This window comes from Hymenobacter montanus (assembly GCF_014699115.1).
Taxonomy (GTDB): domain Bacteria; phylum Bacteroidota; class Bacteroidia; order Cytophagales; family Hymenobacteraceae; genus Hymenobacter; species Hymenobacter montanus.
The window spans coordinates 81000-103591 of sequence record NZ_JACXAD010000016.1; the positions used below are offsets into that span (position 1 = coordinate 81000).

Here is a 22592-nt window from a genome sequence, read left to right on the forward strand (position 1 = left end):
TTTTCAGACCTTAGCTTTAACCCCGCAATTCTCTGTAAACATTGTTTGCCTCGCTCTGCTTTTTCCCCTACTATGCTACTAATTCTACCCTCTTCCTGCATCCCTATTACTAGCCCCGGCAACTACTGGCAGGACCTTTCAATCGCTAGTCTTGCACAATCAGTTCGTTTGCGGTGCTTTGGCACAGCCAACATCCAGGCCCTGGAGATGCTATAATCAGCCGTCAGCTACGACGTCGCCGGCACCTATTTGCCAGCAGGTATAAAGTTGCATTGATCGCTGATTAACAATTATAACATGGACGTTCCATTTACCATCTTCATTGTTGAAGATGACCCTTGGTATGGTCAGTTGCTGCACTATCACCTTTCCCAGAATCCGGATGATGAGGTGTACTTATGGACCTCTGGCCAGGAGTGCTTGGACAACATGCACCTGCGGCCCGATGCAGTGACCATTGACTTCTCGCTGCCCGGCATGGGCGGCGACAAGCTGCTGCAAACCATGCGCCAGCGCTGGCCCGACCTGCCGATCATCATCATCAGCGCCCAAAGCAAGATTACGACCGCCGTGGAACTGCTCAAGATGGGCGCGGCCGACTACCTGGTGAAGGACGACAACACCAAGGACCTGCTCTGGAACGCCATTCAGAAGCTGCGCGAAACCAACTGCCTGCGCGAGCGGGTGAAAAGCCTGGAAAGCCAGCTGCAGGCCAAATACGATTTCGGCAAAATTATAAAGGGCAACAGCCCGGCCATCCAGCGCATTTTCGGGCTGATGGAAAAGGCGGCCCAGACGCCCGTGAACGTGTCTATTACCGGCGAAACCGGTACCGGCAAGGAGCTGGTGGCCAAGGCCATTCACATGAACTCGGGCCGGCACCGCAAGCCCTACGTGGCCGTGAATATGGCCGCTATCCCCACCGAGCTGCTGGAGAGCGAGCTGTTCGGGCACGAGAAGGGGGCCTTCACCAGTGCCGTGGCCCGCAAAATCGGCAAGTTTGAGGAGGCCAACGGCGGCACGCTGTTTCTGGACGAAATCGGCGACCTGCACCCGGCCATTCAGAGTAAGCTGCTGCGGGTACTGCAGGAGCGTGAGCTGCAGCGCGTGGGTGGCAACGAACGCATCAAGCTGGATGTGCGCCTGATTACGGCCACCCATAAGAACCTGGTGGAAGAGGTGAAAAACAAAACGTTCCGCGAAGACCTGTACTACCGCATCATGGGCCTGCCGCTGGTGCTGCCGCCCCTGCGCGAGCGGGGCCAGGATGTGCTGCACCTGGCCAAGTACTTCGTGGACGAGTTTTGCCAGAAATACAGCAAGGCCCCGATGACGCTGACCCCTGGCGCCCTCGACAAGCTGCGCGACTACAACTACCCCGGCAACGTGCGTGAGCTGAAAACCGTGGTCGAGCTGGCCGCCGTGCTCAGCAACGGCGCCGAGATAGGGCCCGGCGACATCCTGTTTGCCTCGGCCGGGCAGGATTCCCACTTCCTGAGCACCGAAAAAACGCTGCGCGAGTACACCCGCGCCATTGTGCGCCACTACCTCGACAAATACGACGACAACGTGCCCCAGGTGGCCCAGACCCTGGACGTGGGCAAATCCACGATCTATAAGATGATTCAGGACGGTGAAGTCTGATTAGCTACGTCCAGGCCTTTTTTCTGCTTATTGCCTATGCCTTCCCTTGCCACCTACGCTGCCCTGGAGCAAGCCCTGCACCAGCGCGATGCGGAGATCGAATTGCTGCGGGCCCAACTGGCCGCCGTGCAGGCGGCTCTGCCACCCGACGTGCGCGACCCGGCTACCTTTCTGCCGCAGGCCCTGCAGGTTTTTGAGGGAATGCTGCACACCGACTCGCAGGGCCGCATTACCTGGGCCAACGAGGCCTTTCTGGCGCGCTGCCGCTGCCCGCTGCCCGAGCTGCTGGGTCGCTCCGTGGCGCACCTGTGGCCCGACGAGGCCATCGAAGCAACCGTGAGCGCCGGCATTGCCCACGGCGAGCCTTTTCAGTGTGAGATACCCGACCCCCAGAGCGAACGCAACTGGCTGCACTTGAAAATGCAGCCCATTGTGAATGAGGTACGAGCGGTGGAAATGTTTGTGGGCCTGCTGCAGGATATTTCGCTGAAGCGCCGCACCCAGCTGGCCCTGGCCGAAAGCGAAGAGCGGTTTCAAATCTTGGCCAAATGCGCGCCGGGGGTGCTCTTCAGGGTGCGCCACTCGTATGCGTCGGCCGGCCCGTGCGAGGTCTTGTATTGCAGCCCGCAGCTCCACGACCTGTTCGGCCTGGAGAACCTGGAAGACCTGCCCAGCTACATCCATCCCGATGACAAGCTGCGCTTTTGGGCGGCCCTTGATGCCGGGGTAGCCAGCCATAGCCCGGTGACCGTGGAATTCCGCCTGCTGTTGCCGGGCCAGCCAACGCGCTGGTGTCGAGCTAACTCGCTGATGTCGGGTTGCGACGAGCAAGGCATCTTGCGCAGTGGCAGCCTGGAAGACATTACGCTGGCGCACCAGGCCCAGGAATCGAAGCGCCAAAGCAACCTGCGGGCGGTCCGGGTGCAAGAAGGCCTGGGCGTGGGGGGGTGGGAGTACCATTACGACACCACCGAAACGGTGATTTCGCCCGAATGCAAAACCATTATGGGGTACGCCGATGATTGGCTGCCCAACCACTGCCGCTCGCTGCTGGAATACGTTCATCCCGACGACCAGCTGGTACTGACCACGGCCTGGGAGCGGTATGAGCGCGGCGAAACGGACTTATTTGCCTGCGAGCATCGCTTGCGTACCGCCAATGGCACCTACCGCTGGATGCTGAACCGGGGCCAGATTACCCTCCGTGACGAGCAGGGCAATCCACGAATTTTCACCGCCTTTATTGGCGATATTCACATTCGCAAAGTCAGCGCGCTGGCGCAGGCCACTACCGCTCTACGCCTGACTACCACCATTAAGAAGTTAAAGCGCGGCGTGCTGCTGGTGGACGAAAACCGCAAAGTGGTGCTAACCAATGCGTCCTTTTGCCAGCTGTTCGGGCTGGGGCAGACGCCGGAGGAGCTCATCGGCGCGGATTACGGCCTGATTGAAGCGCAGGTGCAGGCTGCCGTGCAGGGCCCGCTCGAGGAAGTGGTCCTGGCGGCCATGTCCACCCTGGTGGCCAATCGCCGGGAAGTACGCCACAACCTGCTGCGCCTGCATAACGGCCGGCTGGTGGAGCGCGATTTCGTGCCCGTGGACGAGCATGGCCACGACATCGGCTTTCTATGGAAATTTGAGGACATCACCGACAGCTACCTGGCCGAAACCAACCTGCGCTTGCGCGAAGAGAAATACCGCACCATCATCGACAACATGCAGCTGGGCCTGGTCGAGCTGGATTTGAACCAGCGGGTGCTCTACGCCAACCCCACTTACTGCGCCATCATTGGCTACACCAGTGAGGAGCTGATTGGCCGGCCCCTGCCCCCGCGCCTCGTGCCGCTCGAAAGTGTACCCTATCTGGCCGAGCAGCGGAAGAGGCGCAGCCAGGGCATCAGCAATGCCTATCAGATACCCCTGGTCACCAAATCTGGCGAGACCAAGTGGCTTTTTGCCGGGGCGGCCCCGCTTTACGACCAGGACCGCCGCATGGCCGGCACCATTGCCATCGGCTTCGACATCACCGCCCAGAAGCAGATGGAGCAGAGCCTGCGCGAAGCCAAAGAGCTGGCTGAGGACTCGACCCGGGCCAAAGAGCAGTTTCTGGCCAACATGAGCCACGAGATTCGCACGCCCATGAACGCCATTCTGGGCATGAGCCAGCTGCTGGCCAAAACCCCGCTCGCCCCCAAACAAAGCAACTACCTGCACGCCATCAGCGTCTCGGCCCAGAACCTGCTCGTCATCATTAACGACATCCTGGACCTCTCCAAGCTCGATGCCGGCAAGATGACCATCGAAAAAGTGGGCTTCAACGTGAGCCGCCTCTTCGCGGAAGTAGAGAAGACGCTGCTCTACAAAGCCGAAGAAAAAGGCCTGCACCTGACGGTCGCCATGAGCCCGCTGGTGCCCGACGTGGTGGTGGGCGACCCCCACCGTATCACCCAGATTTTGCTCAATCTGGGGGGCAATGCCGTTAAGTTTACGAGCAAAGGAGAAGTGACGATTGCGTGTGAAGTAGGGGGCTACTATGATAACATGGTCCTGCTCGCCTTTGTGGTGCGCGACACCGGCATTGGCATCAACGCGGACTATCTGCAGCAGATTTTTCAGGAGTTCAGCCAGGAGGACGCCTCCATCACCCGGGAGTTTGGCGGCACGGGCCTGGGCCTGAGCATCAGCCGCAGCCTGGCCCGCCTGATGGACAGCGAAATCATCATTGATAGCGAAAAAAGCGTGGGCACCACTATTCATTTCACGCTGCCGCTGCTCATTGGCACTATCGACGACCTGCCCCAACGCCGGCCCGTGGCCGGTACCAATTTGCGGGAGCTGCGCGGCAAGCGCATCCTACTGGTGGAAGACAACGAGTACAACCGCCTGATGGCCAAAACCTTTTTACAGAATGCGCACCTTAAGGTGAGCGAGGCCGAGAACGGGCAGCTCGCCCTCGACTGCGCGGCCCAGCAAACGTTCGACCTCATCCTGATGGATGTGCAGATGCCCGTGCTGGACGGCTTCGAGGCCACGCAACGGCTGCGCCAGGAGCTAGGCCTGACCATTCCCATCATCGCGCTCACGGCCTCGGCCATCAACGGCGAGAAGGAGCGCTGCCTGGCCGCCGGCATGGACGATTACCTGACCAAGCCCTTCTACGAAGACGAGCTGCTGCAGCTGCTCGGCAACTGGCTGCTGCCGGCCGCCCCCAGCCCGGGCGCTGCCGTCGCGGCCTGGCCTGCCATCTTACCAGTTGCTTCCCCCATGCTCTACAACCTGGAGGTGCTGCAAAGCATGGCGCGGGGCGACCAGAAATTCGTATCGTCCATGATTCGGACCTTCATCGACAGCGCCCAGCGCACCCTGCAGGACCTGCACGCAGCTTTGGCCGTGGGCAACCTGGCCGGCCTGCAGGCAGCGGCCCACAAGCTGCGCCCCAGCCTACGCCACCTTCAGATTCATACGGCCCTGAAGCTGATGGAAGAACTGGAGGACTGGGCCGGGCCGTTTTCCTACGACGACCTGCAGCCGCGGGTGGAAGCAGCCGACCGCATTCTGCGCCAGGTGCTGGTGGAGATGACCGCCGAACAGGAAAAGCGCCGCGCCACCGGCCACTAAGAACCTGTTTGAGTGCAAACGGTTATGCTTCGATCAGCGGACGCCAGCTAGAGTAGGACGTTGAGAAGTGATTTTTTACCACCTCAAACAGCTTCTAAGGTTGAAGACCAGTCCTCCGATTTTCAGAATAGAACTCTGAAAATCGGAGGGCAACAATAATCTTACAATAAATAAACTTCTTACAATCAGAAGTTTATATTCTGATTCAATAGTTGGTACGGTGGTGGCATTGCTGAAAAAAAACTTCGCTATGCTACCATCTATATCCTCCGAAGAAATTCCTGTTCAAGCGTCGGGCAACCTTGCTTCATCTAAGAAGTGGCTGCTCCAGGGGGCGCTGCTATTTGGCCTGCTGGGCCTTACCCGCTGGACCCGTCCGGTCCCGGCCTGGCCGCCGCCCGCCCGCATCTCGGTGCCGCACTTGCGGGACCAGGCCTCTGCTGCCGTTCGAGTCAAACCGCCGACCCAGACGGAGAGCCGGCTGGATCTGAAAGCAGTCGCATTTTCGGGGCCGGGCCAATGAAATGGCTCCTGACCTTGCTGGCCCTGCCGTGCGGTTTTGAGCCCATAGCGGCTCAAAGCAGGAGTTCGAACCCGCCCGGGGCCGGCCTTTCCGACCTGCGCACGCTGCTGAAAGCGGGACCCCACGCCCAGGCAGGCCCTCCTGCCTGCCGACAACACCAGCCGCCGGGCAGCGGCTTGGTTCCGCTGGCCGGTGCAGCAGGTGCCCAGTTGGTAGATCGGGCCCGTGTGCAGCTCGAAAGCCTCAACCCTGACGTGGAGGTGTTTGCCATCTGAGTTGGCATCAACCCATACACCGAGTGGCAATGATGCTCGAAATAGCTAATTGACTATCTGATAGCTTATGATCTACTACGCGCGGCCGGCGAAACGCTGGCCGCGCTGGTCCCGGCTCAAACTCGGCTTCAGACGTTTGCCGGCAACTTCTACCGGCCAGCCACCACGCCGCTGAGCTGGCTGTATTTCTTCGACGTCATCAAAAACAACCACGCCCTGATGACGGCCGCCGCCCTGGGCACGGCCGCCATGGTACTGAACGATGCCGCCAGTGCTGAGCAGCGTCAGCAGCACTTAATCTCTTGTTTATCTTCTCTATGCTACCCCATCGTTGCTTTCTTTGTCAGCCAGCCACCGGGCTGTTTCGTGGGTTGTTACTCTTACTGATGACCAGTTTGAGCCCGGTTGCTCACGCCACCGATTACTACTGGGTGGGCGGCACCGGCCAGTGGAACGACCTTGCCCACTGGGCCACCAGCAGTGGGGGTAGCATAAGCCCCATTCAGACACCGCAAAGCACTGACAACGTGTTTTTTGATGCGAATTCTTTCGCCGCGAGCAATGAGCGGGTAACGATTGATGGCACCGTGACCTGCCTCGATATGAACTGGACCGGAGCCGTGCACGCCCTGGCAGCGGGCGGCACCACTGCCGGAGCCGCCCTGGTGGGCGCCGGCTCTGTGGAAGTGAACGGCGACCTGCATCTGCAAAGCGGCATGGGCCGGCAGGATGCCAATTTCACCCTGCTGGCCACCAACCCCGGCCACGAGGTTGATTTGCAGGCCGTGCCCCTCAACGGCTGGCTGAAATTCGACAGCGGTTCGGGGGGATGGCTGCTGACCAGCGACGCGAACCTGGTGCAGTACGGCGGCACGCCCAGCCTGCTGCTGAACGCGGGCAGCATCGATTTCGGCAGCGTGGTGGTGTCGTGTTTCGGCGTACGCAGCACTGGCAGCGGCTACCGCGATATTCAGCTCAACCACAGCCAGTTTAACTTGTTAAGCCCGTCGAATACCTGGGAAGTGAGCGGCACGAACCTGCTGTTTGATGCCAGCGCCAGTATTTTGCGGGTGGGGCCCACACCCCGCAATACGGCCACGGAATATTCTTTCATTAGTGGGGCCCTCAATTACAACCAGGTGGAAGTGGGCGCGGGGGCCAGCGCTACGTTCAGCGTGGCCGGCTCCTCGTTCGACCAGTTAATCATCAACGGCAATACCACGCTGACCAGCAGTGCCACCATCAACGGCAGCCTGACGGTGGGGGCGGAGGTGGTGCTGCGAGCGGCGGCCGGACAGGTGCTCTACTTCAGCAGCTCGGCTACTCTGGCCACGGGCGGCAGCTGCGCCGGCTTGGCGGTGTTGCAGTCGAGCGTGCCCGGCAAAGTGGCTTACCTCAACCGCGCCCGGGGCTGGGGCAGCACGTCGCTGGGCTTTGCGGCGGTACAGGACTTGCGCTTTGGGGGCGGAGCGGGCGGAACGGCCCTGCCGGCGCTTACCTGCCTCGACCGGGGCAACAACCTGGGCATCAGCTTCGGCAGCCCGACGGTGAGCGACCTGTACTGGGTGGGCGGGGCCGGGGAATGGCACGATGCCCGCCACTGGGCCACCAGCAGCGGCGGCAGCGCGGCCGCCAACACTTGCCTGCCCACGCTGACTACCAACGTGCATTTTGATGCTAACTCGTTTGCCACAACCGGCGAAACCGTGACCCTGGACGGTCCCAACGCCTTTTGCCGCGACCTGGACTGGACCGGGGCCCCCGCGTCGGTTTTCAGCACGGCCGGCACGGCGAGCGGCCTGCGCCAACTGCACATCGGCGGCTCCCTGACCCTGACGCCAGCCCTGACGCTGAACCTGGGCACCACCGACCTCGTGCTGGAAGGCTACGAAATTGGCCGGCCGGCGGCCACCCTCGCTACCGCCGGCCGCGTGCTGACCGGGAACGTCTATTTCCGGGCGGCGGGCAGCACCTACACCCTACTCGATAACCTCTCGCTGGTACCCGGCCCGGCCTCGCCTAACGGGCGCATTTACGTGGAAGCGGGCACGCTGCTGACTGCCGGGCGCGACATTACGGCCCAGGGCTTCACGAGCGGGTACGCGGCTACGGGCTCGGTGTTCAGCACGGGCACGGCCGCGGGCGGGCCGGTGAGCCTGGCCCCGGTGGCCGTGGACCTGAGCACCAGTACCCTGACTCTGACGCCAGCCTCCGCCGTGAGCGACGCGGGCGTGCGCGCCACCTACACCTGGGACATTGCTGCCGGCACCAGCCTCGCGGCCGGCGCCAGCACCATCAACATCGGCAGCAATGCGACACCCAATCAGCCCGCCTATTTTCTGGCCGGGCTAGGCCTGCGCTATCATAACGTCAACTTTACCGACCCAGCGGCTGGCTCGCTGCCTACCTTGGTGGCGGGCGGCGCGGCAGCTTCGTTCGACGTGCTGGCCTTCAGCGGCTCGGCCGACATTGCGGCCAGCACCACCATCACGCAGCAGCTGACGTTGGCGGGCGGGCGGGCCTACACCTTCAACTCCACCACTCAGACCCTGGCCGCCGATGCGCAACTGGTGGCCCGGGGCGGCTGCGAGGGCTTTCTCACCATCAGCGGGGCCAGCGCGGGCGCGCGGGCCGCTTTCAACAAGCCGGCGGGCGGCCCGCAGCCCAACCAAAGCCTGCAATTTGCGCTGCTGCGCAACGTGGCCTTTGGCGGCGGGGCCAGCTGGACGGCCGCGCAGAGCCTCGACAACGGCGGTACTACGGGTGTGGTTTTCAGCAGCCCGCCCACGGCGCGGGTGCTGTACTGGGTGGGCAACGGCGGGCGCTGGAGCGACCCCAGCCATTGGGCCCTGAGCAGTGGTGGCCCCGGCGGCAACTGCCCCCCCAACCAGCTCGACAACGCCAATTTCGACGCCCAATCCTTCAGCCTGGCCAGCCAGGTGGTGACGCAGGATGTGTTATTTGCCACCTGCCGCAGCCTGAGCTGGGCTACGGTCACCAACCGCCCCACCTTCAGCGGCAGCAGCACCAACAAGCTGAGCCTGTACGGCTCGCTCGCCTGGAGCGCGGCCATGAACCAGCAGCTGGCCGGCGAAACGGCCATTCTGAGCACGGCCACCATTACCAGCGCCGGGCAGACGTTTGGCGGGGCGCTAACCATCGATGCGCCGGGCGCGACCGTGACCCTGGCTGATGCCCTGCAGCAGCCCCGCACGGCGGGCAGCGGACTGGCGTTTTTCGCCGGCACCTTCCTCACCAACAACCAGCCCGTGCGCCTGCGCAGCCTGCTGAGCAACCCCCAGCCCGGGGCCATCCCCCCGGCCCGCATCCTGCGGCTGGGCACGTCCACCGTCGAAATCACGGTTGGCAACTGGACCATCACCCAGCCGGCTTCCCTTACGTTTGATGCCGGCACGTCCACGATTCTGCTGAGCACCGGTGCGTTTTTCAATGGCAACGGTTTTACTTACAACAACGTGACGCTGGGCCCTGGCGTGGCACACACGGTGGGCGGCAACAGCACGTTTGGCACGCTGCGTATGGGCGGCGTCACGCTGCTCACGGGCAGCAATACCATCACCCAGCAACTGGTACTCGACCCCGGCTCGACGTTCCGGTTCGGGGCCGGCACCACCACCACACTAGCAGCCACGGCCAGCGTGCAGGCCAGCGGCACGGGCACGCGCGTTATCACTCTGCAAAGTACTAGTAATGGGCAGGCTTTCAGCTGGAATAAGCCGGCGGGCGTGGCCCCGGCCGGTACGGTATGCGCCAGCTACATCTACCTGCGCGACAGCCAGGCGGTGGGCGGTGCCTATTTCGAGGCCGGCCAGCAAGCCAACAACCAGGGCAATAATTCGGGCTGGAGCTTTGCCGCGCTACCCCAGGCCAGCTACCGCGACCAAGTAGTGTGCCCGCAGATGGGCGCGCACACGCTGCGCTTCACTTTCTCGGGCTTCGACCGCACCACGCGGACGGCCACCCCGCTGGCGGCGGCGCAGTATCCGCTCACAGTGGTATTGCGCAACCTTACTACCGGTACCTCCCAAACCTTAAGCGTGCCCGACCCCACCTTCGACCTACCCATTGCTGGCAGCGCCACCATCACCCGGTTTCAGGTGCTGAGCGTGGCCACGAACCCCGCTGGGTGCACTCCGTTGCTGAATTCCGGACCGTTTCCCATCGTCATCGACGGGCCGCCGAGTGGCCCGGCGGGACTGTGGACAGGTATCAGCACTTCTTCCGACTGGCTCGACTGCCAGAACTGGGGTGATGGCCGGGTACCTACCACCCTCACCAACGTCACGATTCCGGCCGGGGCCGCGCCCCGGATTGATGGCCCCGCCACCGTGGCCAATCTCCAGGTGCTGGCCGGCGGCCAGCTCGACTTGGGCAGCGCGGCTGACCTGGCCATTTCGGGCAACTGGCTGAATGAGGGCTCGACCACACCCGACCCAGCCAGCCAGGTCACCTTTATGGGCAGCGCCCGCCAGAGCATCACCAACGGCAACTTCGGGCGCTTGGTGGTGAATAACCCAGCGGGGGTGCTGCTGCAAACCAACGCCAGCAGCACTACCAGCCTCACCCTTACGGCGGGCCGCATCAGCACGGGCGCGTTCCGGTGGTGGCACACCAACCCGGACCCGGCCAGCCTGAGCAGCAGCGCCGGCTACGTGGCCGGCACCCTGCGCCGGTCGCTGACCAGCGGCGGCACGGGCACCTATAGCTTCCCGGTGGGTACGGCCAACCAGTTGGCCCGAATTGAGCTGCTGAGCATCCAGCTCGCCGGCACCAGCTACCTCGACGCCAGCTTCGGCCCCAAAACCGACTCCGACACCGGCCTGAACTGCACCGAAACCAACCCCAGCCCCCTGCGCTACCGGGCCATATATCCAGAGGGAATCTGGACGCTGACGCCCGATGCCCAGCCCACCGGCGGCACCTACGCCGTGCAGGCCTCCCTGGCCCCGTTCAGTGGCTTGGTCGATAACACCTTCGGCCTGCTGAAGCGCCCCGACAACAGCCTGAGCGCGGCCGACTGGAATACTGGCGGCGGCACCCTGAGCCCCGCCAACGGCCCCGGCCGCCGCGTGGCCGATGGCTATGCGCTGCGCAGCGGCCTGAGCAGCTTCAGCCAGTTCGGCCTGGGTCTGGCCGAAGCGTTTATTCCACTGCCCGTCACGCTGGTGTCGTTTCAGGCCGCCCTCAGTGGCTACTCGGCGCGTCTCACCTGGACCGTAGCCCAACAGCTCGGCTTGAGCCAATACAACGTGGAGCGTAGCCTCGATGGCCGCCGCTTTGAGCGCGTTGGGCAGGTAGCGGCCACCAGCAGCCCGAGCGCCAGCTACGCATTCACCGATGTGCTGCCGAGCCAACTACTCAACAATCAACGGCTATACTACCGGCTTCAGCTGCTGGAGCTTGGTGCGCCCACGTCCTACAGCCCCGTGGTAACCCTGCGCCGCCCGGAGGTCGCCTCGGCTCTACTGGCGTGGCCCACCGTGTTTTCGGCCGAGTTAAACGTGGTGGGTGCCACTGCCGGCGAAGACTGGCAGCGCCTGGAGCTGACTGACGCGCAGGGCCGGGTAGTATTCACGCAGGTCCTGCTGCCCGGCAGCCACTCCGCTGTGCTCCAGGGCCAGGGGCTGGCCCCGGGCCTGTACCTGCTGCGCGTGGTCACCGCCACCCAGATTTACCAGCAGCGGGTGGTGCGGGAGTGAGCATTTTAGCAGGGGAATCTGAGGCCGCGCTGCCTAAAGCGAAGGCATGGAATTTCAAGTAGTGAATGCTAATGCCCTAAGTTGTTGCCTCGTAGACTAATTACCTAATTTTCAATAATTTATTTTGTTTATTGTGAACTCGTATTCCGGTTTTCACCTGGGCCTGGCCGCGCTTTGGTCCCTCCTGGTTGCCCTGTTTGCGGTGCCCTCCATTGTGCTGGTCGCGCAACGCAAAAACCTGTTTGACACGCCCAACGCCCGTTCGGTACACCGGGCTCCCACGCCGCGCCTGGGTGGCGTAGCCGTGCTGGCCGGGTTTCTGTCGGCGCTCACCATCTTTGCGCCGCTCGGCCAGGGAGTGCAGTATTTGCTGGCGGGTTGCCTACTGCTCTTTTTCGTGGGCTTGAAAGACGATTTGGTGACGATTTCCGTCGCCAAAAAATTTGTGGGCCAGCTGCTGGCTACCTGCGTGGTCATCCTCCTGGCCGAGGTGCGCATCACCAGCTTTCAGGGCATTCTGGGCCTGGGAACCCTGCCGGTGGGGGTAAGCTACGGGTTCACCTTCCTGGTCATTGTCGGCATCACCAATGCCATCAACCTGATTGATGGCTTGGATGGGCTGGCGGGAACGCTCCTCGTGCTTATCAGCAGCAGCATGGGCTATTATTTCTATCGGTACGGCGGGAACACCTTCGGGAGCTATGCCTTCGTGGCAGCCTGCCTGCTGGGTGGCGTACTAGGCTTCCTGCGCTATAATTTCCACAAAGCCAGCATTTTTATGGGCGACACGGGCTCGTTGGTATGTGGCTTTATCATCTCAGTGCTGACTATCCAGTTTATTGAGCTGGGAAGCTCCCCGGACCTGCCCATAGGTAGCGCCACGCCGGCCGTGGCCCTGGGAATCCTGTTTGTGCCGCTGTTCGACACGACGCGCGTATTTCTGGTGCGGATGCTGGCGGGCCGCTCGCCCTTTGCCCCCGACAGGAACCACATCCACCACCGGGTGCTGGCCCTGGGTTTTTCCCAGGTCAACACGGTGCTGTTGCTGGCGCTGCTTCAGCTGCTGGTAATCCTGTTTGTCATCCATTTCGCCTACCTGGGCAGCCTGTTTCTGATTGGCGGACTGGTTACCCTGGCAGTGGCGCTCAGCGTCTTCATCGCGGTGTACCAGGGCCCGACGGCCCGGCAGCAGTCGGTCCTGGAGGCCCAGCCCGGTGCCGCCGTAGCGGCGTGAGGCGTCGGCGTTGGCCTGCGTAAAGCGCTCAAAGATGCGCGCCAGGACCTCCGGTTGCATGCCGACGCCGGTGATGCGGAAGCGCACGGTGAGGGCGTCGTAGGTTTCGGCCAGTAGGTCGTCCTCCAAGCGCATGGTGCCGTCGGCGGGGAATTTGATGGCGTTGCTCACCAGGTTTATCAGAATCTGAATCAGGCGGTGGGCATCGGTCTGCACCCAGGGCCAGGGGGCACGACTCGCGCAGTAGCCCGCCCTCAAACACGAGGCCTTTTCCAGAGCCTGCAGCGCCCGCGACATCGACTCGCGGAGGTTGAAGGATTCCAGGTTCGGCTCCAGCTTGCCAGAGGCGATTTTGGCCCTGTCGAGCACGTCGTTAAGCATAGCCAGCAGGTGGTGCCCCAAGATGCTGATGCCCAGATACTGTTGCTACCCGGCTGTGGGGCGTTTTGGCCAGCAGGTTGGCCACGCCCAGCACCCCGTTCAGGGGCCGGGTTCACCGAAAGCACCGTGCTATTCATATCGCAGGTGCCGATCAGGGCTTGGCCGTAGTAGATCAGGCCGCGGTAGTGCTTTTCGCTGCGCTCCAGGGGGCATTGGACTTTTTTAGCGTCGTGTATATGTCGGTGATCATGTCCAGAGCCTGCCCCGTGCCGTCGGTGCGGTAGAGGCGGCGCTTGGTGGTGTAAAATCAGTGCGCCACTCCGTCAGCCAGCGTGAAGAGTTCTTCGCGGGATATTTATTCGCCGGTTTCCAGCACCCGCTGGTCAATGGCCGCGTACGTGGCCAGCTCGCGGCCCAACTGGCTGTTGGGGTTGATGTTGGCGGAGCCGGGCGGTATGGGCGAAAGCTTCATCAGGCCCGGCATGGCCCGGTTCTGAAAAACCAGCCTCTTTTCCAGGTCGCGCACGAACACAATGGTCGGAATACTATTGAACACCTGCTGCATGAACTGCGAGGCTGCGGGGCGTAACTGAGTTAGCCGATGCAGGCTTCGAGCAGGCGCTTGAGGTGGGCGCTGGTGGTGCTCAGGCCCGGCAGGGGTAGCGGGGAGCGGTCGGGCTCTGCTCCGGGTGCGGGGGCATAGCCAAAGTCCATGCTCCACTCCCCAAACCGGCGGGCGGGCCACCAGCCCTCGGTCACGGTTTCAATCCGGTGGTGGCGGGGGTCTTGCTGAATGCGCTCGAAAAGGGATTTGATAATGTCCTCCTGGCCCTCGATGGCATGCACAAACTGGCCCTCGCTGTAAAGCAGCAGGCCCGTTATCTGGTGCGCCACGTTGTAGCGGCGGGCCTGTTCGAGCAGCGCCAGCAGTTCCTGGTTGGTTAGGTGGCTGGTAGCGGTGCTTCGGTACAGCACCTGGTACACGGGGGGGGCCGACGGCTCCGCGCGGTCGGCGGCCCTGGCAGGCGGCGGCTCGGCGCCCGGGGCGGCCACCGGGAAGGTGGAGGCCAGGGCTACTACCCACGCAACGGCCCGCCGCCGCTCGTCGTCATTTTCAAAAGCAAGGCTGTCTATACTCACAGGTGGGCGATTGCGAAACGCTGGCAGCAGGATGAAAAATAGTTTGAACGCAAGGACCTGTGGAAGACGGAGTAGCTTCAACAGGAAGGCGCCGCAATTATTGTCATCTTCCTCCACTTATTTCATTGTCCGGCTTCTTCAGGTATCCAAAAATATATTTCAAGCACCCAGGTCATTTGTTTTTATAGCTTATATCCTCGACCTGGGAACATTCGTGTGCGATGGCGGCCACCACGGTTGCCGGTTCTCCGGCATCCACCAAGCCAAAGCTTATACTCCACTCGGCAACCTGCTGGCCGAACAGCCCCATCCGGAAGCAGCCTAACCGGCCAGCAGAGCGAAAAGAGGGGCCAGTCGCTACGCAGCGGCCAGGGCCAGCTCGGGGCGGCGGCGCAGCAGCCACTGTTGCTCGCCCGGCGAGAGGCGGGCGTGGAAGTGCAGGCTGCCCAGAAAAATGAGGAATTGATAAAACAGGATGCCGTAGTTGTTCATGCCGAAAATACCGAACTCCGTGAACGAGTTGATGAGCAGCGGCAACAGCAGCCCTAGCCCCAGCAGGCGCAGCTGCGTGTCGGCCTCGCGCCGGAAAAACCCGTGCATGGTGAACAGCAGCTGGAGTACCGCAATGGTGAAGCCGATGAGCCCCAGGTTCAGCAGCACCTGAATGAAGGTGTTGTGGGCCATTTGGGCGGCGTAGGTGTGCACGCTCTGAAAATATTCGCCGTAGCTGATGCGCATGAAACCGTAGCCCAGCAGCGGCTCCTGGGGCAGCGCCTCGGTCAGTAGCGCGTGCCAGAAGGGCAGGCGGCCCGTGAGGCTGAGCACTTCCTCCAGCCCGCCCTGCTTCACGAGGGCCAGCGGGGCCAGCACCGGCAGCGCCAGCAGCGCGGCCAGGTTGGCGGCCAGCTTCAGGCGCGGGTTGCTAGCCTGCCGCAGGTGGAAAAACAGCACCAGCACAAACCCCACCAGCGACGAGCGCGAGCCCGTGAGCACCAGCGCCAGCAGCACCACTACTACTTTCGCGCTGGTGAACAGTAGCTTGTGGTGGCGCTGGTAGTCGAACATCAGGCAGGACAGGCCCACCCCGCACAGCATGCCCAGCTCGTTGGGATTCATGAGGTAGCCGCCCAGGCGGGCCTCCTCGCCGCCGTGGGTGAGGCGGTAAAACACGTCGGGTGCCACCAGCGCGCCTCCCAGAAAGCCTAGCATCACCAGGAAAGCCGTGTTGCCGAGCACGTGGTAGAACCGCACCGGGTTGCCCGGGAAAAACTCCTTCAGCAGCAAAAAGCATTTCACGAAATAATAGGCAAACACCAGGCATTCCAGGTCCATCAGCCACTGCAGAAACGAGTAGGCGGGGTTGCGCGACCACAGCAGCGAGGCCAGCCCCAAGCCCAGGTAGGTGCCATACAGCAGCGGCGCGGGCGTATTGTGCCACCGAAACGAGTCGACGGCCCCGCGCCGCAGCACCAGCCGGTACGCCCCGAAGGCCGCCGCCGTCATGGCCAGGCGCGTCACCAGCTTCAGGATGCGCGTCACGCCCACGTCCTCGTGCCAGGCAAAAAAGCCGCTGAGCTTGAGCAGCAGAATGAGGGTAAGGGCCGTGCCCATCAGGCGCACAAACCGGTGGTGCGGGGTGGCTGCCCCCGGGGCGCCGGCCATCGGCACGGATGCGGAAACGGAATGAGTCATGACAGGGCGATGGAAAAAAAGGGGTTAAGCCGCCAACGCTTGCTGGTACATCTGGTGATAGGCCGGCAGCAGGTGGGGCCAGTTGAAGGCCGTGCGCACCATGCGCTGGCAGCGTTGGGCCATGGCCTTGGCCGAGGCCGAGGTCGTAGCCAAGGCCCACTGGTCGTAGAGGCGGTGCAGGGCCTCGGTAAGGAGCTTGGGGCTGGCGGTGGGCAGCACCTCGCCGCAGCCGTACTCGCGCACGTAGCTGCCCAGGTTGGTCGCCTCCGTCACCACGCAGGGCACGCCCAGCGCTACGGCCTCCAGCACGGCCGTGGGCAGGCCCTCGTAGTGCGAGGTCAGGGCGAATACCTGTAACTGGCCCAGCAGGGCAATTTTCTCGTCGCCGAAGCGGCTGCCCAGCACCTGCACCGAGCCTTCGGGCGCATCGGCGGCCCAGTCTTCCACCAGGGCGCGGTCGGGGCCGTCGCCGATTATCCACAGCTCGGCTTCGGGCACGTGGCGGGCAAACTCGGCAAAGCCCTCAATCAGGCAGTCCAGCCCCTTATGATTATCGTCGAGGCGCCCGCAGAAGCCCACCCGGAAGCGGCCCGGCGCGGCCGGAAACAGGGGCGCCACCGGCCGGGGCGGCTCGAAGCCATAGGGCAGCAGGCTGGTGCGCAGGTTGTGGCTGAGTTGCCGCACGCCCACCACCTCGCTCGCGCCCAGGCAGTGTACCCGCGCCGAGTGCTGGAGCAGATAGTTCTCAAACAGATACTGGTACACCAGCTTAGTAAGGCGGCTTTTGCCCAGCGCGGCCGGGCTGTAGCTGCCGTGGGGCGTCAGCACGTAAGGCACGCCCAGCGCTGTGAGCCGCCGCGCCAGCGTGTGGTACACGGGAATGAAGGCCCCGTGCAGGTGTACCACCACGTCGGGGGTTGTGGCGGCCAGCGCGGCCAGAACGGGCCCCAGGGCCCGAGGCAGGGCAAACGGATTGCGCCGGGCCTTAAACAGCTGGGTCGGAAACTCGCGCGGTGGGTAGTTCACCGTAACGTCGGCGGTGATGCCCCACACGGCCACGTCGGCCCCGGCCCGGTGCTGCTGAGTGGCCAGCGCGTGCACCACTTTGTTCACGCCGTTCATGCGCTCGGGATTGGCTTTGCCCAGGATCAAGTGGATAATTTTCATGGCATTAGTTAAATGTCTGGCCCGGCCCGGTTCCGGGGCGGCCCGGGTGAAATATCGTTTGGCCGGCCCAAGACCAAGGCAGTGCCAAACCCTTTATATTATTTTAGAATATTGAAATTCAATAGATTAATTTCAAGGCTGCTGAATGCCGCTTCAGATTTCAGATTCATCGTCTGAAATCTGGAGCACCGGCCCGCCGCCCCTATGAGGCCATTTTCTCTCTCCCGCCGCCCGCTGGCCGGCGCAGCGACCAGGCCCAGTAGCCGCCCAGCACCAACTGGGCCAGCAGCCAGCCCAGCACCACTCCGCTGGCCTGGTAGTGCCCCGTCAGCCAGCGCACCGACAGCAGCGACACCCCAATGCTGAGCACGTAGCCCCCGAAATAATGCCGCGAATCGGCCTGCAGCCGCACTGTGAGCCGCAGCGGATACACCAGGACAATCACCAGGTAGAGCAGGCAACACCAGCGCAGCAGGCCGGCGTAGTCGGTGCCCCCGGCCGGTCCCAGCCGGGCCACCAGCGGCCCGGCCCCGGCCGCCAGCAGCGCCAGCACTGGCGCGGCCGCCAGCAGCATCTTGCGGGCCAGCGCTGCCCGCTCGGTCACAAAGCGTTGCGGGGCCCTGCTAAAGCTCTGGCTAAGGCGCGGCAGCGCGTAGTTTTCCACCGTCTGCAGCCCCATATTGAAGAGGCCCATGGCCGTTTGGGCCAGCCGCAGCACCCCCAGCATCACCGGCGAGCCTGCCCAGCCCGCAAACACCAGCAGCACATTGGCCGAGGCCCATTGTAGCAGGGCCGTGGGCAGCAGCCAGCGCACCTGCCGCCCGTGCCGCCGGCCAAACCAGCGCCCGCCCCGCAGGCTAGGCCAGGTACCTAGCGCCCCCGCGCTCAGCAGCAGCGCCGGCATGGTGGTGAGGCCCACGGCCCACATCACCTGGGGCAGGGTGGCCGGGCCGGGCCCCAGCGCCAGCAGCCCCAGCACCAGCAGTTGCCCCCCGCCCGATACTACGTCGCTGAGCAGGGCGGCCTGCACCTGCCCGCCGGCCAGCAGCAGTTTGCGCAGGGTATCCTGCACGGTGGCGGCGGCTAGCAGCAGCACAAAAGCCGGCAGCACTGCCGCTGCCTGCGGCAGCCACCGTGCGCCGGCCACGATGCCCAGCACCGCCAGTCCGCTAACTACCAGCTGCCAGCCCAGCAGTAACCGCCGATAAGCCGGGCGGCGGGTGGCCGGCAGCCCCCCGAGTACCACCTGCATGGGTTGGCTGATAATGGCCCCCTGCCCGGCCAACACGAGCAGCAACACGAGCTGCCAGGCGCTGTACGCGCCAAAAATCTGAATTCCCCACAGCTTGGCAATGAAAAGGTTAGTAATAAACGTGGTGCCGCTTACGGTGGCCTGCCCGGCCACCACCCAGTAGCGCGGCGCTACCGCCAGGCGCCCCAGACCAGCGGCCCGGGGCGCGAGGGTTAGCGTGCTGCTCACGCCTGCAGGTCGAGGCCGGCGGGCAGGGTCAGGCCGTCGGCTTCGGGCGCGGCGCGGCGCGGGGCGCGGCGTATCCAGCGGCGCACGCGGCGGGCCAGCAGGCGGCCGAAGCCGGGGTCGTAGCCGGCGCGGTTCAGGCACAGCTGCACGTTGGGCAGCTGGTATTCGGCTATCAGCAGGTCCAGTTCGGCCAGGCGGGCGGTGGGCGTGCTGCGCCCGTCGATGACGACCAGGTTGGCTTGCGCGCCGGTCATCACGGCCAGGGAGTAGCTATCGTGGGCCAGGGGCACGTTCTGAATGAGCAGCAGCTCATCGGGCTGGGCGTCGGGGTTGGGCGATAGGTCGTCGGTGAGCACCAAGGCCCGCAGCTTCAGGCCCTGCATCAGCAGCGCGTCCCGCAGCCGCTCAAAGAAGAACGCCTGCCCTTCGCGGTCAGTAAAGGCGTTGATGACCAGCTTAGTGCCGGGGGCCAGCAGGCCCTTGAGCGCCAGCCGGGTTACTAACTGCTTGAAGAAGGCCAATTGCCCGCCCGGCTCGTCGCCGAGGTGCGGAATGCTGGCCGCCAGCGTCGTGTCCGTCTCCTTCTGCACGCCGTAAGCATTGCCGGGCGTGGCGCGCACGCCAGCTATCAGGTAGGCCAGCACCGTGCCCAGCACCAGGCCCAGAAAGCCCGAAATCAGCAGCACCAGGCCCCGGTTGGGCGACTTGGGCTCGATGGGCACCAGCCCGGCCGCAATGATGCGGTGGTAGGTAATGGGCGTGGCCTTGGCAATTTCGGCCTCCGTTTCCTTCTCCCGCAGGAAGGTGTACAGCTTCTCATTGAGCTGAAAGTCCCGCTCCAGAATGGCCAAATCCTTTTCCCGCGTGGGCAAGCCCTTAAACGCGCCTTGCGACTGCGAAATGCTACGGTCAATATCGCGGTAGCGGATGGTGAGCGTGTTGCGCGTGTTGCGCACGCTTTCCAGCAGGTAATTGTTCAGGTCGGCCAGCTTCATGTCCACGGCCTTCACGTGGCTGTCCTCAGGCGTAAAGCGCAGCAGCAAATCGTGCTTCTCGGCCTGCAGATCCTTGATGCGCTTCACGATGTCGGTCGAAAGCATGTCGTTGAAGGCTTGAAAGTTGGGGGCCAGCGTCAGGGCTTTATCCCTGCCCGAGGTCATGTAGGAGTACAGGTCATTCACCGCCGCCAGGCTCATCTGAATGTTGGCCCGCTGAATTTTCAGCTCCGCGATTTTGTGCAGGTCGGTTTCCGTTTCCTGCTTAATGTTGACGATGCGCTTGCGGTCGCGGTAGTCCTCCACCGAGTCTTCGGAGTGCGCCAGCGTTTTGCGCACGGTCTTCAACTGCTCGGCAATCGAGGCCGAGGTAGCGTTCACCACCTTGTACTTGGTGGCCATGTAATCTTCGAGGTACACCTTGGTCAGGGCATTCACCAGCTCGGCGGCCTTCTGCGCCACGGGGTTCTGGTAGCTGATGCGCAGCACGGGCACGTCAGGGTCGGTGCTGCTCACGTCGAGCTGCCGGCCGATGGCCTCAATCAGCCGGCCCCGGTCGTGGCGCACCAGCCGGTAGTGGCCGGCCAGGGGCACGTCGGGGCGCTTTTTCAGCAGCGCGAGGTTGGCCGAGATGCGCATATCGGCCCCGGCCAAGTGCAGGCTGTCGCCCAGCTTGCCGGTCACCACCTCGTCCGAGGGCGCGGTCACCGTTACCAGCCCGGCCTCGTCAATCACCAGGTCAAAGTTCTGGTCGGCCCACTGGGGGTTGTGCAGCGTCATGTTGGCCAGAAATGGGCTGGTCGCGTACATTTCGCTGCTGCGCAGCTTGCCCACGCGGTAGGTGCTCACGTCGAAGTTGAGGCTGTCGAGGGCCCGGGCCAGCAGCAGGGGCGAGCGCATCAGCTCCACTTCGGCGCTGGCCCGGTTCACCAGCGAAAACGCGTCGGAGTTCTTAATCAAGGTTGTATTCATGGCCCCTTCGTTGGAGTCGGCCAGCTTGATTTTGGCCGTGCTTTCGTACATCGGCGTGGCATAGCGCAGGTACTGCCAGGCGGCGGCCAGGCTGAGCCCCAGGCACACCAGAATAATGGGCAGCCCTTTCCAAAGCGGGCGGAGCAAGTGGGTAGTGGGGGAAGAGTCGCTCATAATTATTTGGTTGCGAAAAAGCGGGTAATGACGAGAACGGTGCTCACGATGGAGGCAATGCCGAGCACCGAGGGGGCCTTGCGGTCGAACTGCTTGCCGCTCTTGGCGGGCACGTACACCACGTCGCCGGGCACCACCACGATGTTGTTGAGGTCGAAGGCGCTCAATTGGGTCAGGTCCATTTCCACGGCCTGGGTGCCGCCCGCGGCCGGCCGCAGCAGCTTCACGTGGCGCTTGTCGGCATAGACGCCCATGTCGCCGGCCTTGCCCAGCACTTCCACCAGGGTGTTGCGCTCTTTTTCGAGCCGCTGCTTGCCGGGCAGGCCCACTTCACCCAGCACGGTGGTTTCCATATTGAGCACCTTCAGCGTCAGCTGGGGGGCCAAAATCCACTTGCTCAGCATTTTTTCGAATAGTTCTTCGGCTTCAGGCACCGTTAAGCCTTCCACGTGCACGTTACCCATCTTAGGTACATTGATATTGCCCTGGGCATCAACCATGGTCCATTTGCCCTCGGTTTCGTTCACGCTGTAGTGCCCGTAGATGGAGCCCACGCTCAGCTCCTCATGGTCCCACACGCTCACGCTGATTTTGTCGTCTTTGCGCAGGTGGTACTGGTAGTTGGGCCCCACGTCGAGCGCGCTGGCCGGCGGCAGCTTCTTCTTGGTTACAAACATGTTTTGGGTGCAGCTGCTCAGTAGGCTAAGCACCAGCAGCAGGCAGAGTTGCAGCGAGCGGTGCCGAATGGTGGAGATGGTGTTCATTATCATGAAATTGGAGGGTTGGTAAACCCCCGGGAGCCCCGTGCCGGCAATACTTTGGGCAGAGAATTGAGAAAGGATTTGAAGCGGGAGGGCCGGGCCAGCTGGCGCTTTTCGAGCAGGTCGCGCATGGCCCCAATCTTGTCGAGCACGGCCACGAGACGCTCGCCCAGATGCTCGTTCTTAATCACGTAGTCGAAGGCGCCCAGCTTAAGCGAATCGACGGCCACCTGCATCTTGCTCTGGCCGCTCACCAGCACCACGTAGGTGTCGGGGTTGAAGCGCTTGATGGCCCGCAGCGCATCGGTGCCCGACACGCTGCCCATCATCTGATCCAGGAAAATGATGTCCGGCTCCTCAATGAGCGAATCCAGGCAGTCCGCCCCGTTATCAAACAGGTGCACGTCGTGGAATCCGTAGTTCCGCATCGCTTGCTCCATCAGGCAGCGGCAGTAAGGGTCATCGTCGACCAGAAAGATTTTAAGGGAAGTATCGGGCATGGCGTTTTCGTTTGGCGGGAGCAAGGCCAAGCGAGTGCCAAAACGGATAGATTAAATCAAATCACTAATTACCAATGAGATAAAATCACTTTTTGCAAATGCAGCGCTCCATATTCCAGAGATGTATCTGAAATATGGAGCACTGGTGAGGTAGTTGAAATGAGGGGTGGTTTAAATGAAAATATAATTATTATGGCTTATACTGAGTATTGTGTCGGTGTAATAATTCCTTGTGAACAAAGGAATTGGCGATATTTCCTAAGTCAGGAGGACTTCAGAATTTGAATTATATTTATACTTTTGGGTCGGATGCTCC

The 22592-nt window shown here is 62.8% G+C and carries 15 protein-coding genes and 1 pseudogene; 6 read left to right on the forward strand and 10 right to left on the reverse strand.

Annotated elements, in window-relative coordinates; all coding sequences use genetic code 11:
- Positions 1-297: 297 nt before the first annotated feature.
- The 4 genes from IC235_RS14585 (at position 298) to IC235_RS14600 (ending at position 6060) form a co-directional block, all read left to right on the forward strand.
- Positions 298-1644, forward strand: a complete 1347-nt coding sequence (locus IC235_RS14585) for a sigma-54-dependent transcriptional regulator (RefSeq protein WP_191005928.1) — start codon at positions 298-300, stop codon at positions 1642-1644.
- Between the two features lie 36 nt (positions 1645-1680).
- Complete coding sequence (locus IC235_RS14590; RefSeq protein WP_191005929.1) at positions 1681-5262, forward strand: PAS domain S-box protein; 3582 nt, start codon at positions 1681-1683, stop codon at positions 5260-5262.
- A 250-nt stretch (positions 5263-5512) separates the two neighbouring features.
- The gene (locus IC235_RS14595; RefSeq protein ID WP_191005930.1) at positions 5513-5785 is read left to right on the forward strand and encodes a hypothetical protein; all 273 of its coding nucleotides are present in this window, start codon (positions 5513-5515) and stop codon (positions 5783-5785) included.
- On the forward strand, positions 5782-6060 hold the full coding sequence (locus tag IC235_RS14600; protein WP_191005931.1) for a hypothetical protein: 279 nt from the start codon (positions 5782-5784) through the stop codon (positions 6058-6060). The genes IC235_RS14595 and IC235_RS14600 overlap by 4 nt, the downstream gene beginning before the upstream one ends.
- 75 nt (positions 6061-6135) lie before the next feature.
- Here the strand turns inward: IC235_RS14600 and IC235_RS14605 are convergent, their stop codons facing one another.
- The gene (locus IC235_RS14605; protein WP_191005932.1) at positions 6136-6354 is read right to left on the reverse strand and encodes a hypothetical protein; all 219 of its coding nucleotides are present in this window, start codon (positions 6352-6354) and stop codon (positions 6136-6138) included.
- A gap of 92 nt (positions 6355-6446) precedes the next feature.
- On the opposite strand from IC235_RS14605, the gene IC235_RS14610 reads away from it, so the two are divergent.
- Both IC235_RS14610 and IC235_RS14615 read left to right on the forward strand, forming a co-directional pair.
- Positions 6447-11780: a T9SS type A sorting domain-containing protein gene (locus IC235_RS14610; RefSeq protein WP_191005933.1), complete on the forward strand. Its 5334-nt coding sequence runs from the start codon at positions 6447-6449 to the stop codon at positions 11778-11780.
- A gap of 133 nt (positions 11781-11913) precedes the next feature.
- On the forward strand, positions 11914-13014 hold the full coding sequence (locus IC235_RS14615) for an MraY family glycosyltransferase (protein WP_317173586.1): 1101 nt from the start codon (positions 11914-11916) through the stop codon (positions 13012-13014).
- A gap of 27 nt (positions 13015-13041) precedes the next feature.
- On the opposite strand, the pseudogene IC235_RS22860 reads toward IC235_RS14615, so the two are convergent.
- From IC235_RS22860 to IC235_RS14655, 9 genes and pseudogenes are all read right to left on the reverse strand, one after another.
- A pseudogene (locus IC235_RS22860) lies at positions 13042-13395 on the reverse strand (sensor histidine kinase); the annotation flags it as partial.
- A gap of 355 nt (positions 13396-13750) precedes the next feature.
- Positions 13751-13960: a hypothetical protein gene (locus IC235_RS14620; protein ID WP_191005934.1), complete on the reverse strand. Its 210-nt coding sequence runs from the start codon at positions 13958-13960 to the stop codon at positions 13751-13753.
- A 29-nt stretch (positions 13961-13989) separates the two neighbouring features.
- Positions 13990-14535 carry a BLUF domain-containing protein gene (locus tag IC235_RS14625; RefSeq protein ID WP_191005935.1) on the reverse strand — a complete coding sequence of 182 codons (546 nt, stop codon included), beginning with the start codon at positions 14533-14535 and terminating at the stop codon, positions 13990-13992.
- A 357-nt stretch (positions 14536-14892) separates the two neighbouring features.
- A complete protein-coding gene (locus IC235_RS14630) occupies positions 14893-16227 on the reverse strand; it encodes an O-antigen ligase family protein (protein ID WP_223847315.1) in 1335 nt (444 codons plus the stop codon).
- 24 nt (positions 16228-16251) lie between these two features.
- The gene (locus tag IC235_RS14635; RefSeq protein WP_191005936.1) at positions 16252-17394 is read right to left on the reverse strand and encodes a glycosyltransferase family 4 protein; all 1143 of its coding nucleotides are present in this window, start codon (positions 17392-17394) and stop codon (positions 16252-16254) included.
- A 202-nt stretch (positions 17395-17596) separates the two neighbouring features.
- Positions 17597-18874: an MATE family efflux transporter gene (locus IC235_RS14640; RefSeq protein ID WP_191005937.1), complete on the reverse strand. Its 1278-nt coding sequence runs from the start codon at positions 18872-18874 to the stop codon at positions 17597-17599.
- Complete coding sequence (locus IC235_RS14645) at positions 18871-21015, reverse strand: GumC family protein (RefSeq protein WP_191005938.1); 2145 nt, start codon at positions 21013-21015, stop codon at positions 18871-18873. Before IC235_RS14645 ends, IC235_RS14640 begins: the two co-directional genes overlap by 4 nt.
- A 2-nt stretch (positions 21016-21017) precedes the next feature.
- The gene (locus tag IC235_RS14650) at positions 21018-21779 is read right to left on the reverse strand and encodes a polysaccharide biosynthesis/export family protein (RefSeq protein ID WP_191005939.1); all 762 of its coding nucleotides are present in this window, start codon (positions 21777-21779) and stop codon (positions 21018-21020) included.
- A gap of 2 nt (positions 21780-21781) precedes the next feature.
- Positions 21782-22276 carry a response regulator gene (locus IC235_RS14655; RefSeq protein WP_191005940.1) on the reverse strand — a complete coding sequence of 165 codons (495 nt, stop codon included), beginning with the start codon at positions 22274-22276 and terminating at the stop codon, positions 21782-21784.
- Between the last annotated feature and the right edge of the window lie 316 nt (positions 22277-22592).